Here is a 15,665-nt window from a genome sequence, read left to right as displayed (position 1 = left end):
ATTGCCATTGTATGAGGCTGATCAGTCATTCATGCATCCAATTCAGTTTTTACTGAAAAAGCAGGTTTGTAAAAACTGCGCTGTTCCAATGAAAAAATTCGTTCTGTAAACTCTCCAGGTGCCGTATTTTCAAGAACTCGGCCAAGCATATTCAAACGAGCATCCATCAGATCAATGAGATGAAGGATTTCTGCCTCACGTATCATTGGAGGCTTCGGGCTTCCCCACTCTGCCTTGCCATGATGACTTAATACCATATGCTGAAGCACGAGTACTTCTTCGCCTTCAATTTGTAATTCGCGTGCCATCTGTGCGATTTCCTCGACCATGATAGAAATATGCCCAAGTAGTTTTCCTTCAGTTGTATAACTCGTCGAGATGACACCAGACAATTCACGCAACTTCCCAATATCATGCAGAATGATACCTGCATATAGAAGATCACGATCAATTTCCGGATGTAAATCATGCACTCCTTTTGCAAGTCCAAGCATGCCAACAATATGATGTGCTAAACCTGAAGTGTATTCATGGTGATTACGGGAGGCAGCCGGATACAAGAACAAATTTTCTTCGTACTTCTTCACAAAGGCACGTACAATCCGTTGCAGATTCGGATTCTTCATTTCAAAAATGGCTTCCATGATTCTGTCTTTCAATTCCTCAACAGCCACTGGCGCCTTTTCGATAAAATCTGCAATATGTACCCCATCAGTCGGTTGCGCAGGGCGAATTGCATTGATCCGCATTTGGGCCTTACCGCGGAACTGACCAATTTCTCCATTAACAAGGACAATGGATTCAGGCAACAACAGCTGCTCGTCCTCTTTCGTTGAGTCCCATAATTTTGCTTCCATTTCTCCTGTCTGGTCACCAAATACAAGTGTAAGAAATGGCTTACCACCACTCGTTGTTCCTTTCTTCACATCTTTAATAAGAGCAAATCCCTCAAATATTTCCCCAACCTTTTGTTTACCGATTGCCATTAATATTCTCTCCTTCCCGCTAAACGAGTTAGAACTGTTGAACCATTCCCTTTTCGCTAAAATAAAATCTTTTCACCAATAATCTAAAAGAACCCGCAGATGAAAGATCCGCGGGTTTACTAACAATTATTTAACTGTGCTATACAATTCTTCAAGCGGCTTTGTGATAATCTGGCTGATTTCCCCAATGACAAGATTCAAGCGCTGTTCTTCTTCCATTAGTCTGGAGATTGCAGCGTGTTGTTGTACCAGCTCCACAATTTGTGTCGCTCTCTGGACTTCCTCTTCAGTAATTTCTTGCCCGCTCATTTGTTTCTCCTGAAGAGCAATTTGTGTATCTCGGAAGTTCTCGAACATCTGCCTTGCAGATGAATCATTCATAACTGCTTCATATGCTGTTTTCAAATTACTGAATTCATTGCTGTTTCTGATTGCCTTTTCCAAATCATAAGCAGCATCATACAAGTTCGTCATAATCATGCCTCCTGTTCGTTCATGTCGTGAATAACTATATCAAAGACATGACACTCTGTATACTATTTGAGTTACATGAAAAGAGTGCTTCTAATATTTATTATGTAGAGAAATTTTATTTTCGTTTATAGGAAAAATTTATTTTCATTTATCTTCTTTATGTAAAAATTAAAAAGAGGGAGCTTAAAAACTCCCTCTTTTAGCCATTCTATATTCAGTTGTTATTGCTGGCCGTAGCCGCGCATTTGCTCTTGAGCTGTACGGACAAGACGCTTAGTGATCTCTCCACCGACAGAACCGTTTGCACGAGAAGTAGTTTCTCCACCAAGGTTCACGCCGAACTCCTGAGCGATTTCGTATTTCATTTGGTCAAGTGCCTCCTGTACGCCAGGTACAAGAAGTTCGTTTGAGTTGTTGTTGTTAGCCATGTTGTTCACCTCCTGTACCTATATTGTGTACCGTTTTCCGAAGTTCACTCATTTTTTTTGAAAAAATTTTTACTAATGAAAAATCCGCCTGCTTCATGCAGACGGATAGTTGATATTTACGCTTTTGGAGAAACCATTTCTTCAGGACGCACTAGACGGTCAAATTCCGCTTCATCCAGGATACCAAGTGAAGCAGCAGCCTCTTTCAATGTAGTTTCATCCGCATATGCTTTCTTTGCAATTGCCGCAGCCTTCTCATAACCAATATGAGGATTCAGAGCAGTAACAAGCATTAAGGAGCCTTCAAGATGGTCCTTAATTTGTTTTTCATTCGGTTCAATGCCGCGAACACAGCGTTCTTCAAATGATAACATCCCATCGGCTAGAAGCCGACATGATTGCAGGAAATTATAGGCGATAACCGGTTTGTACACATTCAATTCGAAATTCCCTTGGCTTGCTGCCAATCCTATTGCAGTATCATTGCCCATTACTTGAACGGAAACCATCGTCAAAGCTTCACACTGTGTAGGATTCACTTTTCCGGGCATGATGGAGCTCCCCGGCTCATTCGTAGGAATTAAAATTTCACCTAGGCCGCTTCTTGGTCCACTTGCAAGCCACCTGACATCATTAGCGATTTTCATCAGATCGGCAGCCAGTGCCTTCAAAGCCCCATGTGCATACACAGCTTCATCATAGCTAGTGAGTGAGTGGAATTTATTCTTTGCTGACTTGAAAGGAAGCTTCGTTGCATCTGCTATTTCTCGACAGACCTTCTCAGCAAAGTCTGGATGCGCATTTAGTCCAGTTCCGACAGCAGTCCCTCCAATTGCAAGCTCATACAGTTCCTCTGTAGCGCTTGATATCATGCTTTTACACTTCTCTAGCATAGCTTGCCAGCCACTCATTTCCTGGCCTAGTGTGATTGGCGTTGCATCTTGCAAATGCGTACGGCCAATTTTAACAATTCCCTCGAATTTACTCACTTTAGCGGCAATTGTCTCGTGTAAAATTTCAGTTGCTGGCAGGACCTTTTCCTTTAAATGAAGGACAAATGCAATATGCATTGCAGTCGGATATGTATCATTGGAGCTTTGTGATTTATTTACATCATCATTCGGATGAAGGCGCAATTCACTTCCCTGCTGTTCCAGCCACTCATTTCCTTTTCGGGCAATGACCTCATTTATATTCATGTTCGATTGTGTGCCACTTCCAGTCTGCCAAACCACAAGCGGAAAATGGTCATCAAGTTCACCATTTATAACAGAATCTGCCGCATAGACAATTGCATCTCTCTTTTCATCCTCCAATTTGCCAAGCTCAGCATTTGCTTTGGCACAGCTTTTCTTCAAAATAGCAAAAGCTCGAATGATTTCTTGCGGCATTTTTTCAGTTCCAATTGGAAAATTATCTTTACTGCGCTGTGTTTGTGCTCCCCACAATTTCTCTTGTGGAACTTTTACTTCGCCAAGTGTATCCTTTTCAATTCTCCATTCCATAACAAATTCCCCCTCTATCCTTTTCAATAGTAAAAAGCCCCGCCAATTCGACAGGACTTTTAACCTTTATTATATTCTACTTATATTCTCTATATTTTTCACTTAATTCCATAAATGAGTCTCGATCTCCGCTGATCAACGCTTCATCAATCATGCCTTCAAGACGAGCCTTGTTCCACGATTGGCATAATTCATCGAGAATAAGGCGAGCTGTTAATTTCATCTCAAAAGGGATTTCACGAATAGCTTTAAGCGGTTCGCCTACATAACAAACTAACTGGTAACTGGTCAACTGCTTCTTCATCGGATATTCCCCCTTGTCTTTTAATTATTATGCATAATTTTTAGAATAATTGCAAGGGTTAGAATATTTTTTTAATCATTTTCTGGACGAATACCACGGAAGCTCAATATTGCCGCAATAAGAGCGAGAACCGCAAGCAAACTAACTATCCAAAGCAGATGAACTTTCATTAAAACTGCGATTACAGGAGGACCTGCCGCAACACCAATGAATCGCATTGCACTATAGATAGATGTCACTGCCCCACGAACTGTTTTATCCAAACTCTTCGTAATTAATGAATCAAGACAAGGTAACGACGCACCAATCCCAATCCCGCATACAAGGAAAATAATTAATAGTGAAATAAAATGATCCATGAAAGAAATAAATCCTACTGATATACCAGAAAGGACGATCCCGATAAACGTTACCCATTTCATTACGACGAGGTTGTCCTTAATTGCCTTTCCCGTAATATAAGAAGCAATGGAAAGTGCAAGGAGCGGAATTGCAAGGAGAAAACCTTTTTTCAAACCATCGTAATGGAATTTATCTTCGAGTAAACTCGAAAGATAAAACAGGAATCCAAAAAGAATGAACATGAGAATCGCACCAATGATAAATACTGCTACCAGCCATCTTGCATGTTCCTTAAACACACCCTTAATCATCTGCCAATATTCCCGGAATTTGATTCGCTCTTCTTTTTCTTCGGCGTTAGACTTTACAAGGAAAATGATTAGCAACAGTGAGATGACCGAAAAAACCGGAATCGCCATAAATGGCAAAAACCAGATAAAACCCGCTAGAAGCGAGCCGAGAATTGGGCTGAGTACCTTACCGACTGTATTTGATGTTTCAATAATGCCTAGCGCCGCACTTGCTTCATCATCCTTTTTGAACAAATCTCCTACAAGTGGGAGCACAATCGGCATCGCACCGGATGCGCCGACTCCCTGAAGAATGCGACCAACGAGAATCATCCCGTATGGGTTATCCATTTTCCATGAGGCCCAGCCAGCAACAAGACCGCCGATGCCTGTCAGAATCAATGCTGGAATGATTATTTTCTTCCTGCCAAACTGATCTGATAAGTATCCAGCAATAGGAATACAAAAAATTGCTACAATTGAATATACAGTAATAATATAGCTAGTCTCCAGCTTTGAAATATCGAGTTCTTTTTCAAGCATAGGCAAAATCGGTATAAGCATGGAATTGCCAAGTGTCATAATCAGCGGAATCGAAGCGAGAGATATGATTGCCCAGCGCTGATCGTTTTTATTATCTTTGGCCGCTGTCTGTGTCATCTGTTCATCCTACTTTCATTCATCATGCCTATATCTTTGACCAAAAATGCTTGATTATACTATTAAAGAACGTTATGCCGGGTAGAAATACATGAACAGTATGGCACCAATTACGATTAGAACGATGTTCAAACGAAACAGGCTGAGTAACAGCGCAAATAAACCTCCTAAAATACCTGCAACCGGCGAACTTTCCCTCACAAAAAGTATTCCAGGAAAAATGAGGGCACCAAGAGCTGCATACGGAATGGCAGCGAGCCAGCGATTCAACCAAGGACGAAATTCAAGCCTATCTACAATAAAAACGGGCACTAGTCGTGGAATCATCGTAGCAAGTGACATACCAATCACAATAAGCAAAATCATGCTTTTGCCTCCTTAATAAGAAAGATACCACTGGCTCCACCGATAATTGTACCAAGAACAATAGACCAGCCACTCGCCATGAATTGGCTAAAAAATGCATTTAATATCATTGCTATAACTGCGATGATGCCAAGCCGGATTTCCTTTTTCACTGGGGGTACGAGCAATCCGATGAACATCGCATAAAGGGCAATACCCATACTTTCACTTAATTTCGGTGGGATAATATCTCCCAGCAAGGCACCAACAATCGTTCCGAAAATCCAGGATATGTATGCGGAAAGAATGAGCACTGTATAAAATATGATGCCTTTCTCCTTCTTCGCTTCTTCCTTATGTATAGATGAAACTGCAAACGTCTCATCTGTAAGCAGCAGTGTAAGCGGTGCCTTTTTACTAAATTCAATATGGCGAAGCCTATTCATGAATGAAAAGCTCATAATAAAATGTCGGAAGTTCAGAACAAATGTGGCAATGACAATCTCAAGAGCCCCCGCCCCCACATTCATCATATTAACACTCATGAACTGCGCTGCTCCTGCATAGACGAGCACACTCATCATTACAATATCAAAAACATTCATTCCGGATTGTCTAGCTACAACACCAAACGCTATTGCAACCGGAACATAACTGAGAACGAGTGGAAAACCTGCGGCAAGTCCTTTTTTCGCCATGTGCGAGGCTTTGCCCGCAATCGCTTTCTCTTGTTGCATAACATCACCTTTTCCCGTAAAAAAATAGCACCCTTAATGAAAAAAGGGCGCTTGAAATAAGATTATTTGTCCTGGTCTGTCAAAATGATCGGTCCGTCCTTTGTAATCGCAAGCGTATGCTCATACTGTGCCGATCTGCCGCCATCGATTGTGCGTGCTGTCCAGCCATTATCATCAAGCTTGCTCTGCCATGCACCTTCATTGATCATCGGCTCGATTGTAATGACCATACCCTCTTTCAGACGAGCTCCTTTGTTCGGCAAACCGTAATGCGGGATATGCGGATCTTCGTGGATGGTTGGACCAATGCCATGACCTGTAAATTCACGTACGACGGAGAATCCTTCACCTTCCGCATAAGTCTGGATCGCATGACCAATATCTCCAATCCGTTTCCCCGGAACAGCCTGCTCGATTCCTTTATAAAGGGCTTCCTTTGTCACTTCCATAAGACGTTTCCCCTTCTCATCGACCTCACCGACTGCATATGTCCAAGCAGAATCTGCCAGTCCACCGTTCAAATTGACAACCATATCGATTGTTACAATATCGCCATTTTTAAGAGGGGTATTCGTCGGGAAACCATGACAGATCTCGTCGTTAAGTGAAGCACATGTCGCATATGGATACCCATTGTATCCTTTCTGCTCCGGAACAGCTCCATGCTCTTCAAGGAAACGGTCGACAAAGCTGTCAATCTCCATTGTTGTGATGCCTGGGCGGATCAATTCAGAGATTTTTTTGTGGCAGGCCACGAGCAAATCGCCAGCCTTTTGCATATGTTCAATTTCACGGGCACTCTTTCTCGTGATCATTCTTATACGTCCTCTCCATTATTCAACTCTTTAAAGTTTAACATATGCAAAACTTTTTTGCCTAGTTCTTTATATTGCGCAAAAGAGCCCTTGCCGAACCCGGCAAAGACTCTTTTAGAAGTAATCTTGTACATTGTATATTTTACCGCTAACAGCATTAGCAGGATCTGTCAGGATATCAACAAGAATTCCGCTAACCTCTTCCACTTGCCTCAAATGGCCGTTCCGTTTATAAGCACGGAAGGTCTCAACTTCATGGAAAGCCGCTTCATTTGAATTCCGAATTTCTTCTTGCATATCTGTATCCATTATGCCGGGACTGAAACCTAGCACTTTATTTTCCGATCCTGAAATCTCCAATTCCTTGGCTACTGTTTCAGTATACATATCAATTCCAGCCTTCGTACTGCAATAGGCGCTGAATCCTGGGATTGGGCGCCTTCCTGCTCCGGACGTCACATTGACTGCGATCACCGGCCAGTCATTGTTTTTTGATGCATGAAGCACTGCATTCAATATCAGCATCGGGCTTGCCAGATTCACTTGCGTATGAAGAGTAATAGCCATAGCATCAGTCAATTCATCAGCTCGATCAATTGGTTCCAGCGTTGCCGCATTATTAATGAGATATACGCATGTCACCTCTTCTACATGAGCCAATGTTGCAAGTATTTCTTCCATCCTCTTTTCCAAAAGAGATGGTTCTCCCAAGTCGCATTCTATATGATTAAACTGCACATGATTCTCTTTCGCAAAATGGTCAAGCTTCGCATTCTTATTTCTCGCTATACCGAATACATGCATGCCACTTTCAATAAGCAGCTTAGCACAAGCTTCTCCAAGTCCCCTTGAAGTACCCGTAACAATCGCATAATTCACCGCAATTCCCCCCAGTCTGCAACTAATCCATTATTACCCGATGCAGATGACGTCAAAACGCTCACTTCGTTATTTGCTAAAAGAACTCCAATAGTAGGCAAGTGTCTCCATTCCTTTGTCAAAACTGTCGAGCGGGAAGCTCTCATTTGGAGAATGAAGGCGATCGTCCGGCGTCCCAAATCCAAGCAGTACAACTGGAACATCATACAAAGCATCAATCCATTCGACAACCGGGATTGAACCTCCCATTCTAACGTAGACTGTTTCTTTTCCAAATGCTTTTGAATAACTCTCTGAAGCTTTTTGAATCAATGGATGATTCGGCTCGACTTTATATGCTTTTGCTGACAGCTTCTCCTTTTTTACATGCACTCTAACACCAGATGGAGCATGCTTTAATACATGCTTCTCAAGAAGTTCTTGGATATGTTCCGGTTCCTGACCTGGTACAAGGCGGCATGTGATTTTCGCAGTAGCCGTCGCAGGGATAATCGTCTTCGTCCCTTCACCTTGATAACCACTGTACATACCATTGATTTCAAAAGTAGGGCGTGCCATTGTGTGTTCTTCCGGTGTATAGCCTTTTTCTGATGCAGTTTCAGCGATACCGCAAGAAGCTTTGAAATCCTCCCCAGGAACGCTCTTGATTAGGGCCCTCTCCTTATCAGTAAGTCCCTCTACCCCTTCATAAAATCCTTCTACAGTCACAACTTCATCAGTGTTTTTCATGGAAGCAAGAAGATGTGCAAGCGCCATCGCCGGATTACGGACTGCCCCACCGTACATACCGGAATGCAAATCATGATCCGGCCCTTCAACTTCAATTTCAATACCAGTAAAGCCTTTCAAGCCATAAAGAATTGTCGGCTGATTGTCGGCAACCATGCCCGAATCAGAAATGACTGCAAAATCAGCGCTGAATTTCTCTTTCATTTCATGAAGAATTTCATACAAGTTCTCACTGCCGATCTCTTCTTCACCCTCAATACAAACCTTTACATTTAGAGGGATTTTTCCTTTTGTTTTCATGAACGCTTCAAAAACAGCAAGTTGCATGAACACTTGTCCTTTATCGTCGCTTGAACCGCGGGCATATAATCTGCCATCACGGATTTCAGGTTCAAATGGCGGGGTCACCCATTGATCAAGCGGATCGGGAGGCTGGACATCGTAATGACCATAGAAAAGCACTGTTGGTGCATCAGGACCTGCTTCCATATACTCGGCATATACGAGCGGATGACCATTCGTTTCCTGCTTTTCAACTTTACCAAATCCAATGTCCTCCAAATATGTTTTCAGGAAATCTGCTGCTTCACTTACCGATTCTGCAAATTTGCTGTCAGTTGAAATACTTGGAATGCGAAGGAAGTCATTTAACTTTTTCAACAGCCTCTCTCTGTTTTCTCTTAAATGGCTAACTACTTGCTCACTCATCTCATCACTCTCCTGTTTGCACTTATTCCCTACTACAACAAAAAAAGATGACAGAATTGTCACCTTCTTGTTCTTAAAAGACTTCGTGCCACTCGTCTCGCTTGGAAAGCATATCTCGTGCTATCTCTTGTGCACCTTCAAGACTGTGGTTGGCAGCCCAGCCACATTGCACTTCATTGCATGCGGGTACTTCTGTCGCTTCCAACACGTCCTTCAGTGTCTTTTCAAGTGCTTCCAGTACATCTTCATAGCTGTCATTATTCAAAACAGCGAGGTAAAATCCTGTCTGGCATCCCATAGGCCCAATATCAAGAACATTGTCCATATGATTGCGGATATTCTCTGCCATAAGATGCTCAATGGAATGTAGCGCGTCCATTACCATATGTTCCTTGTTCGGCTGTTTAAAACGAATATCATATTTGTATACTTTATCTCCATTGGAACCTTCTGTTACGCCAACTAGACGTACGTAAGGTGCCTTCACTTTCGTATGATCGAGATTGAAGCTTTCAACATTCATTTTTTGCATGCATAACCGCCCCTTCTTACTATTCATTATGCATTCATCATAGCAAAGAGATTAAAAAAAGAAAAGGACGAGCACGGATGCTCGTCCCTCCCCTTATTTATTTTGTGGGAATACACGCTTGATCATATTGCCAATTTCAGTAAACATTCCGCCGACCGGGCGCCCGTTGTCCACATCATTGGAATAACGGCTCATTAGATTAGCAAAATCCGGGTTTGTTGAAACATAAACACGGTCCACACTTGGCTCTTCTGCCTGCACAATGTTTTTAATATGTTTTTTGACTGAATCAGTCAATTCACCTGCAGTACGACCATTGCTATTATTCGTATCAAGGTTTGCAGCTACATATGCGTTGTTATCTGTCATCACTACATAAGCTCCATCAATGCCTTGCACTTCTGATTCAATACGGTTTGCTGCTTTTTTGCTCAGATTATAATGATCGCCATGTCTGTCATTGTAATCACGATCAATTGTGTTTCGGCCACGATTCATATCGTTGTGTACATTATCACGCGTACGGTTCATATCGTTATTGAAACGATCACGTGTCGTTCCATCTCCATTGTCATTCAAATCATTCTGATACCGATGTGTGTCAATGTTGTTATTGCCTTTATTATTATCATTATTGTTACATCCGACGAGCGCCGCTGCAATGGCCAAGCCGATGCCTGCACGTTTCCAACTCATAGATAATTGCCTCCTTTTGATTTCATGAGTAGTATGCGGAAGGCAAGATCATCTATTCAAAAATTCATCTGTACTTTTCTGGCAACCAATCCATCACTGCACAAGCGAATACAGTTTGTTTTATGGGCATAGTACGAACGCAGGCAAATGTCAGAATTAAGGGAGGGGACTAATTTGGAACCCGGATTCGAATATGACAATGCTTTATATTGCACTTTATGGGGCCATTGGGACAATCTGATTGATATTATGGCGAAGTCGCCTGACGACATTCTCTCCAAGAAAATAGAAACATTTCTTGCTCAACTTCACTTTTGCTCTGATGAAGGGATTGTACTAGCAGCACGCAATGACCTTCTTCACTATATAGACCATGCAATGCAGATGACACCGATGCCAAGTATTGAAATTTAGTAAAAAGAGGAGCATGCGGCAAATTTGGCCACATGCTCCTCTTTTATCTTAATCATCGTCGTCCTCATCGTCGTCCTGGTTTTGATATTGATTGTGATATTGTTCTCCGTGGTTCTTATATTGATTGTAATCCTTGTTTCGGTATGGATTATTATTCCTATAATCATAATGCTGGTTATTGTTACTATTATCTTGATTATTGTTTTGTTGGTCTCTGTAATAATTATTTTCCTGATTACGGTTTACATTGCTGCTCGAATTATTATTTTTATTCGGCGTAGACGGCTGTTGTGTCTTTGAACTGCTACTTCCAGAATAAGAAGAGCCTGAAGTATTTTTTGTATTACTACCCGAAGATCCAGACGGCTGAGTTGTACCCTTTGATTGCCCGCTGTTCGATTGACTCTGAGGCTCGTACGATGCAGGCGGATTTACAACCTTCTGGCTAGAAGATTGTTCATCTTTCTTTTCCTGTTCCTGCTTCACTGTCTCTTGTGTTTTTTCGCTTTCCTTCTCCTGCTTTGCCTTTTTCATTAATTTTGCTTCTTCTGCTTCTTTATTTTTCTTTTGATAAAAAGAATGAATGATTTCAATATCCTTCTTTGAGAGCGAGGCATAATTATCTGAGTTGTACAGTTTTTTAGCAAGCAGTTCATTTGCAGAAAGCTTTTCTTCATGGGCAGTTTTTCTTAAGTCTTTAGGCAACTTGTATGAAGCTACCTTCCAGTCAGGTGCATCTGTCCGGAAAAAATCTCGCAAATGATCAAGTACAGATGCTTTATCGCTGTCTTTGCTATTGGCGTAGCTGACCCCAACGAGCATTTTTTTCCCATGAGCAGTTAAATCTTTTTCTTCACTCTTAATCATAATATCGTCGACGACTTTTGCTATGTCTTCGCCTTTGTAATCCCCAAGACTGGCTTGCACTGTTTTAGCATCTTCGTTCAACGGCGTTAGTTTTTTGACACGCATCGACTCGTCAACCTGCAATTCAATACTAGGATTAATATCAATGCTGACATAGGCATAAGTCTTCAATTCTTTACCTGGCTGGGGAAAGAAAGGCATTACAATTAGAAGTAGTATTACTGCTGCTGCAATTCCAACAGGTATACCGAACCTGCCTATCGACGGAAGGACGAGCTTCCGTCGCTTTTCGGTGAGGGGTTCGAAGTCTACTTCCTCTCCAAGCTCGGCACAATCTTGCGGGACGGCCTTCTGGAACATCCCGTCACTCGTCAGGACGATCATATATTTGCGATGCTTCTCCATCACTAAACCTTTACTCACTGGCCTATCCCCTTTAAATACTCCTGTAGATAAACAAAATCCCCATCAAGAACGATGAATATTGCGAGTATGAACTTTCGATTGCGCTCCAAAGTTTTTTTGCTGACATCAACAAGTTTCGCAAGTTCTTTGATCGGCAGTTTATGCTTACGCTTTACATGATCCCTAAGCGCTTCATCACGGTACAGAATCTTAGCCGTTGCGACAGCGGAGTCGCGTGCATCTCTATGTTTCGGAGAAGATTCCGCCAGTTCAGTAAGCGTCAGTTTATACTGATTAAGCTGTTTGGCAAATTCAATAATTTCCTGCTTACGAAACCATGCATCTTGTTCTTTATCATAGTTTTCCTTAACAGCTGCGGCTTCCAAAGGATTTTCCATCTGTTCTTCGTCATACGTTTCATCAAGCGAAACAGCGGTCACACCCTTCTGAGAATAACGGATGTAATCAATCACTTTGCGTTTGATGACAAGCTTGGCGAAAGAGAAAAAATTCCCTCGTTCCGGTACATAGCTGCTAATTGCTTCATTAAAAGCAGAAAGACCGATACTGAATTCATCATCTCGTTTAGGATCTATATAGCGTTTGCATACTTCCGACACACTTTTTGCCACAAAAGGCTGATAACTGGTCAGCAGATGATTCAGCACATAGGCGTCACCTTCCTGAGCTGCCCTAATCATCTCTTCCAAGGATAGAGATTTTAATGATGGGCTGGTTACCATTGTAAGGCACCTCCATCTTCCATAAGATTCGCCGCCCTAACCTTTTTTATGGGTGGGGGCGGCAAGTTGTTTTTTCTGTTTTCACTTTGTTTTGTCTTATCCATGATGCAGCTCCGCTTCTGTGTAATCTAATAAAGATATATAGTATTGTCTATGGTATATTTTAACTTAATAGAGTATGTATTGGCTATCACATTTAGTTGACATTTCGATTAAAAACGACATAAAACTGTGTAATATAGATAAAAACAGACTGCCCGGAAACATGGCAGTCATAAATTCGGCAAATATTCATGTAATTCTTTTTCATTTCGATAAATTGGTCGACCTTTTAGCCCTTCCAGTGTTTCACCTACATACATATCTCCCTCAACCCATTCAATAGAAGCAATTTCGTAAGCAGATAAAAGTACAAGACCTGTTTCTGACTGATATTTTAATTTGATGACAAATGATTGGACTGTCCACTTGTCAACATCGAATATCATATCAACAATTTTACCTAGTCTCCCGTCCGCAGCATGTACCCTGAAATGAGTCATTTCAGATTCCGGATGCAAGCTATGCATTTTTCCGAATTGATTGGATTGGAGAGGAGTCTGTAGCTGTCCGTCCGTTTCGGAGACTATAACATCTTCCCAATACTTTGGCCAACCGTAATAATTTGCCAATTTCTCTTCTGTTTCAAAAGTTAGCACCGACTTCTCAGTGAAATTCGGACTTTCCCTCACTATCCCTTTATCCAGATTAATATTCAGCAACATGCTTTTCAGATCCAGAGATTCGAAACTGGATGGAGATAGCACTACCCTGCGACCAGGAAGTGTTTTCCATGTATCCGCGAGCACATACCTGATTGTCCACTGCTGATTATCAATATAAATATCTTTCACTTTCCCGATTTCTCCGTCCCTGCCCTCGATATTACATTTAAGTAGTTCTGATACCAATGCGAGCATATTGCGTACCTCCATTCTATATTCTATTCTTACTTCCCCCTGTCCTTCTCCACCAAATGAGGACTATTCAGGAGCATGGTATACTTAAAATGATTGCATCATGGAGGGAAGTAATTATATGAAGAAACTGCATATTGCCCCAGCAGCTCCTGCAGCAATTATGGCAATCGGTATCTTTCTCGTAGGCTCTATTGAACAATTTCCTTGCCTAGATAAAGATGCTGGACCATGGGTCGCTGCTTTTGTCATTCTTCTTTGGATGTACATGTATAGCTTGCTGATTCTACAAATGCTCACCAAAGAATTCCGCCATAACCTTCTTAAAGGACCACCAATCAACTTTTTCGCTATCGGTACGTGGATTGCTGCTGTATCTGTCCTTTGTAATGTTGCGCTTAAATATTATTCCGGGTTGCATCCGCTTATTCAGATTACTGCAGTTGTCAATATTTTTTGCTGGACTGTTTTTACGATTATTGCAGCAATGAACTTATTTAGATTATTCACCTTAAAAGGAAAAGATGCTCACGGCATGATCCTGCTCGCTGCTGTTGCCACACAATCTGCCATTATTATGAGTCACGCTGCTTTTGTCCATATGCCAGACTGGACTTTGTATAGTTGGATTTTTATCGGTTTTACCTTTTATATAGCCGGAATCGTTCTACTAATTATGAGATATAGTAAATGGCAAGACTGGAAGCTCTCAACTGATTGGAAAAATACAAATTGTATTATACACGGAGCCCTATCCATTAGCGGAGTTGCTATGGCGGTATCCGGCCTGTTTCCTTTCGCTGCCATTCTTTACTGTTGGCTCGCCGCTTTGTTCATGCTTATTCTTGTTGAATGTTTCGAAATCGCACGTGCATTCCAGCGAATAAGCCTGTTTGGAATGGTAAAAGGCTTGTTCATTTTTGATATGTCACAATGGGCCAGAAACTTCACATTCGGCATGTTCTACTTGCTTACACACCATTTGCTAGTTCGCCTTCCAAATACTGTACCAGTCTCTGTTATATCATTGTTGGAACAGTTGTTGACAGTTTGGGGTAGCATCGTAATCATCTTCCTAATCATCGAGTTCTCAATCGCTTTACTTAGCGTATTTCAGAAAAAAAGACAAAAAAAACAAAAAGCCGAGCCTTCTTCCTAGTCAACTAGATAGAAAACTGTTATAGTAATTACATGAAATTAAACATAACAGTTGGAGGAATGAATAATGCACTTACAAGAGATGCTTGATTACAACAAAGAATTCGTAGAAGGAAAGCAATATGAGCCTTATAAAACTGACAGCATTCCGAATAAAAAGATGGTCGTCTTCACTTGCATGGAATCCCGTCTTGTCGAACTACTTCAGCGTGCACTGAACATCCAGAACGGCGACGTAAAAATGGTTAAAAATGCTGGTGCGATTATCCGCAAGCCATTTGACAGCATTGTAAAGAGTATCCTCGTTGCAGTCTACAACTTGCAGGCTGATGAAGTTGCTGTAATCGGACACCATGATTGTGGCATGTCAAAAATGGATGTACCTGCATTGGAAAAGACAATGGTTGAGCGTGGTATTCCGCAAGAAACAATTGACGCGCTTCAGCATTCAGGAATTGATTTTGAAGATGAGTTCCACGGCTTCGAAACAGTTGAACAATCTGTTGAACAGAGTGTATCTATTCTTCGCAACCATCCGTTGCTTCCTAAGAACGTCAAGGTTCATGGCCTTGTAATTGATCCGGAAACAGGAAAAGTTGACGTTGTAACAAGAGATGCGAAATAATCGGTCCAATTAAGGCACGCAGCCTGCAAATCTGCAATAAGATTTGCAGGCTGCCTTTTTCTTACAA

General features: G+C 41.7%; 19 protein-coding genes. 3 read left to right on the top strand and 16 right to left on the bottom strand.

Annotated features, from left to right (window positions below; translation table 11 throughout):
- Positions 1 to 29: 29 nt before the first annotated feature.
- From yhaM to QR721_RS04575, 13 genes are all read right to left on the bottom strand, one after another.
- Positions 30 to 986: a 3'-5' exoribonuclease YhaM gene (gene yhaM / locus QR721_RS04635; protein WP_348029290.1), complete on the bottom strand. Its 957-nt coding sequence runs from the start codon at positions 984 to 986 to the stop codon at positions 30 to 32.
- Positions 987 to 1,112: 126 nt separating this feature from the next.
- Positions 1,113 to 1,460, bottom strand: coding sequence for a YlbF/YmcA family competence regulator (locus QR721_RS04630; protein WP_348029289.1), 348 nt, complete (start codon positions 1,458 to 1,460; stop codon positions 1,113 to 1,115).
- A gap of 221 nt (positions 1,461 to 1,681) precedes the next feature.
- A complete protein-coding gene (locus tag QR721_RS04625) occupies positions 1,682 to 1,888 on the bottom strand; it encodes an alpha/beta-type small acid-soluble spore protein (RefSeq protein WP_348029288.1) in 207 nt (68 codons plus the stop codon).
- 116 nt (positions 1,889 to 2,004) lie between these two features.
- Positions 2,005 to 3,393, bottom strand: a complete 1,389-nt coding sequence (gene fumC, locus QR721_RS04620; RefSeq protein ID WP_348029287.1) for a class II fumarate hydratase — start codon at positions 3,391 to 3,393, stop codon at positions 2,005 to 2,007.
- Between the two features lie 76 nt (positions 3,394 to 3,469).
- A complete protein-coding gene (locus tag QR721_RS04615) occupies positions 3,470 to 3,697 on the bottom strand; it encodes an IDEAL domain-containing protein (RefSeq protein WP_348029286.1) in 228 nt (75 codons plus the stop codon).
- 71 nt (positions 3,698 to 3,768) lie between these two features.
- Positions 3,769 to 4,989: an MFS transporter gene (locus QR721_RS04610; RefSeq protein ID WP_348029285.1), complete on the bottom strand. Its 1,221-nt coding sequence runs from the start codon at positions 4,987 to 4,989 to the stop codon at positions 3,769 to 3,771.
- Positions 4,990 to 5,061: 72 nt separating this feature from the next.
- On the bottom strand, positions 5,062 to 5,355 hold the full coding sequence (locus QR721_RS04605) for an AzlD domain-containing protein (RefSeq protein ID WP_348029284.1): 294 nt from the start codon (positions 5,353 to 5,355) through the stop codon (positions 5,062 to 5,064).
- Complete coding sequence (locus QR721_RS04600; RefSeq protein WP_348029283.1) at positions 5,352 to 6,071, bottom strand: AzlC family ABC transporter permease; 720 nt, start codon at positions 6,069 to 6,071, stop codon at positions 5,352 to 5,354. The genes QR721_RS04605 and QR721_RS04600 overlap by 4 nt, the downstream gene beginning before the upstream one ends.
- 62 nt (positions 6,072 to 6,133) lie before the next feature.
- A complete protein-coding gene (gene map, locus QR721_RS04595) occupies positions 6,134 to 6,886 on the bottom strand; it encodes a type I methionyl aminopeptidase (protein WP_348029282.1) in 753 nt (250 codons plus the stop codon).
- Between the two features lie 114 nt (positions 6,887 to 7,000).
- Positions 7,001 to 7,765, bottom strand: coding sequence for an SDR family NAD(P)-dependent oxidoreductase (locus QR721_RS04590; RefSeq protein WP_348029281.1), 765 nt, complete (start codon positions 7,763 to 7,765; stop codon positions 7,001 to 7,003).
- Positions 7,766 to 7,834: 69 nt separating this feature from the next.
- Positions 7,835 to 9,202, bottom strand: a complete 1,368-nt coding sequence (locus QR721_RS04585) for a dipeptidase (RefSeq protein ID WP_348029280.1) — start codon at positions 9,200 to 9,202, stop codon at positions 7,835 to 7,837.
- 73 nt (positions 9,203 to 9,275) lie between these two features.
- Positions 9,276 to 9,734 (bottom strand): S-ribosylhomocysteine lyase, encoded by a 459-nt coding sequence (locus QR721_RS04580; protein ID WP_348029279.1) that lies wholly within the window; start codon positions 9,732 to 9,734, stop codon positions 9,276 to 9,278.
- A 93-nt stretch (positions 9,735 to 9,827) separates the two neighbouring features.
- On the bottom strand, positions 9,828 to 10,430 hold the full coding sequence (locus QR721_RS04575) for a YhcN/YlaJ family sporulation lipoprotein (protein ID WP_348029278.1): 603 nt from the start codon (positions 10,428 to 10,430) through the stop codon (positions 9,828 to 9,830).
- A gap of 174 nt (positions 10,431 to 10,604) precedes the next feature.
- Here QR721_RS04575 and QR721_RS04570 point away from each other — a divergent pair, with 174 nt between their 5' ends.
- Positions 10,605 to 10,844 (top strand): YhdB family protein, encoded by a 240-nt coding sequence (locus tag QR721_RS04570; RefSeq protein WP_348029277.1) that lies wholly within the window; start codon positions 10,605 to 10,607, stop codon positions 10,842 to 10,844.
- A gap of 48 nt (positions 10,845 to 10,892) precedes the next feature.
- Here QR721_RS04570 and QR721_RS04565 read toward each other — a convergent pair whose 3' ends face one another.
- From QR721_RS04565 to QR721_RS04555, 3 genes are all read right to left on the bottom strand, one after another.
- Positions 10,893 to 12,134, bottom strand: a complete 1,242-nt coding sequence (locus QR721_RS04565) for an anti-sigma factor domain-containing protein (RefSeq protein WP_348029276.1) — start codon at positions 12,132 to 12,134, stop codon at positions 10,893 to 10,895.
- Positions 12,131 to 12,859, bottom strand: a complete 729-nt coding sequence (gene sigI, locus QR721_RS04560) for an RNA polymerase sigma-I factor (RefSeq protein WP_348029275.1) — start codon at positions 12,857 to 12,859, stop codon at positions 12,131 to 12,133. The genes QR721_RS04565 and sigI overlap by 4 nt, the downstream gene beginning before the upstream one ends.
- Before the next feature lie 272 nt (positions 12,860 to 13,131).
- The gene (locus QR721_RS04555; RefSeq protein ID WP_348029274.1) at positions 13,132 to 13,818 is read right to left on the bottom strand and encodes a hypothetical protein; all 687 of its coding nucleotides are present in this window, start codon (positions 13,816 to 13,818) and stop codon (positions 13,132 to 13,134) included.
- 118 nt (positions 13,819 to 13,936) lie between these two features.
- On the opposite strand from QR721_RS04555, the gene QR721_RS04550 reads away from it, so the two are divergent.
- Both QR721_RS04550 and QR721_RS04545 read left to right on the top strand, forming a co-directional pair.
- Positions 13,937 to 14,974, top strand: a complete 1,038-nt coding sequence (locus tag QR721_RS04550) for a hypothetical protein (RefSeq protein ID WP_348029273.1) — start codon at positions 13,937 to 13,939, stop codon at positions 14,972 to 14,974.
- A 63-nt stretch (positions 14,975 to 15,037) separates the two neighbouring features.
- Positions 15,038 to 15,598: a beta-class carbonic anhydrase gene (locus tag QR721_RS04545; protein WP_348029780.1), complete on the top strand. Its 561-nt coding sequence runs from the start codon at positions 15,038 to 15,040 to the stop codon at positions 15,596 to 15,598.
- Positions 15,599 to 15,665: the final 67 nt, after the last annotated feature.

The sequence above is a fragment of the Aciduricibacillus chroicocephali genome (genome assembly GCF_030762805.1).
In the GTDB taxonomy this organism is placed as follows: Bacteria; Bacillota; Bacilli; order Bacillales; family Amphibacillaceae; genus Aciduricibacillus; species Aciduricibacillus chroicocephali.
Note: the sequence above shows the minus strand (reverse complement) of the source record. Positions and strands in the feature narration are given on the sequence as shown.

What these genes read in the sequence shown, in the direction of transcription:
- QR721_RS04615 (WP_348029286.1), bottom strand. Translation starts at nt 3,697, where the DNA reads ATGAAGAAGCAGTTGACCAGTTACCAGTTAGTTTGTTATGTAGGCGAA.
- QR721_RS04550 (WP_348029273.1), top strand. Translation starts at nt 13,937, where the DNA reads ATGAAGAAACTGCATATTGCCCCAGCAGCTCCTGCAGCAATTATGGCA.
- map (WP_348029282.1), bottom strand. Translation starts at nt 6,886, where the DNA reads ATGATCACGAGAAAGAGTGCCCGTGAAATTGAACATATGCAAAAGGCT.
- QR721_RS04555 (WP_348029274.1), bottom strand. Translation starts at nt 13,818, where the DNA reads ATGCTCGCATTGGTATCAGAACTACTTAAATGTAATATCGAGGGCAGG.
- yhaM (WP_348029290.1), bottom strand. Translation starts at nt 986, where the DNA reads ATGGCAATCGGTAAACAAAAGGTTGGGGAAATATTTGAGGGATTTGCT.
- QR721_RS04630 (WP_348029289.1), bottom strand. Translation starts at nt 1,460, where the DNA reads ATGACGAACTTGTATGATGCTGCTTATGATTTGGAAAAGGCAATCAGA.
- QR721_RS04600 (WP_348029283.1), bottom strand. Translation starts at nt 6,071, where the DNA reads ATGCAACAAGAGAAAGCGATTGCGGGCAAAGCCTCGCACATGGCGAAA.
- QR721_RS04605 (WP_348029284.1), bottom strand. Translation starts at nt 5,355, where the DNA reads ATGATTTTGCTTATTGTGATTGGTATGTCACTTGCTACGATGATTCCA.
- QR721_RS04580 (WP_348029279.1), bottom strand. Translation starts at nt 9,734, where the DNA reads ATGCAAAAAATGAATGTTGAAAGCTTCAATCTCGATCATACGAAAGTG.
- fumC (WP_348029287.1), bottom strand. Translation starts at nt 3,393, where the DNA reads ATGGAATGGAGAATTGAAAAGGATACACTTGGCGAAGTAAAAGTTCCA.
- QR721_RS04585 (WP_348029280.1), bottom strand. Translation starts at nt 9,202, where the DNA reads ATGAGTGAGCAAGTAGTTAGCCATTTAAGAGAAAACAGAGAGAGGCTG.
- QR721_RS04610 (WP_348029285.1), bottom strand. Translation starts at nt 4,989, where the DNA reads ATGACACAGACAGCGGCCAAAGATAATAAAAACGATCAGCGCTGGGCA.
- QR721_RS04625 (WP_348029288.1), bottom strand. Translation starts at nt 1,888, where the DNA reads ATGGCTAACAACAACAACTCAAACGAACTTCTTGTACCTGGCGTACAG.
- sigI (WP_348029275.1), bottom strand. Translation starts at nt 12,859, where the DNA reads ATGGTAACCAGCCCATCATTAAAATCTCTATCCTTGGAAGAGATGATT.
- QR721_RS04575 (WP_348029278.1), bottom strand. Translation starts at nt 10,430, where the DNA reads ATGAGTTGGAAACGTGCAGGCATCGGCTTGGCCATTGCAGCGGCGCTC.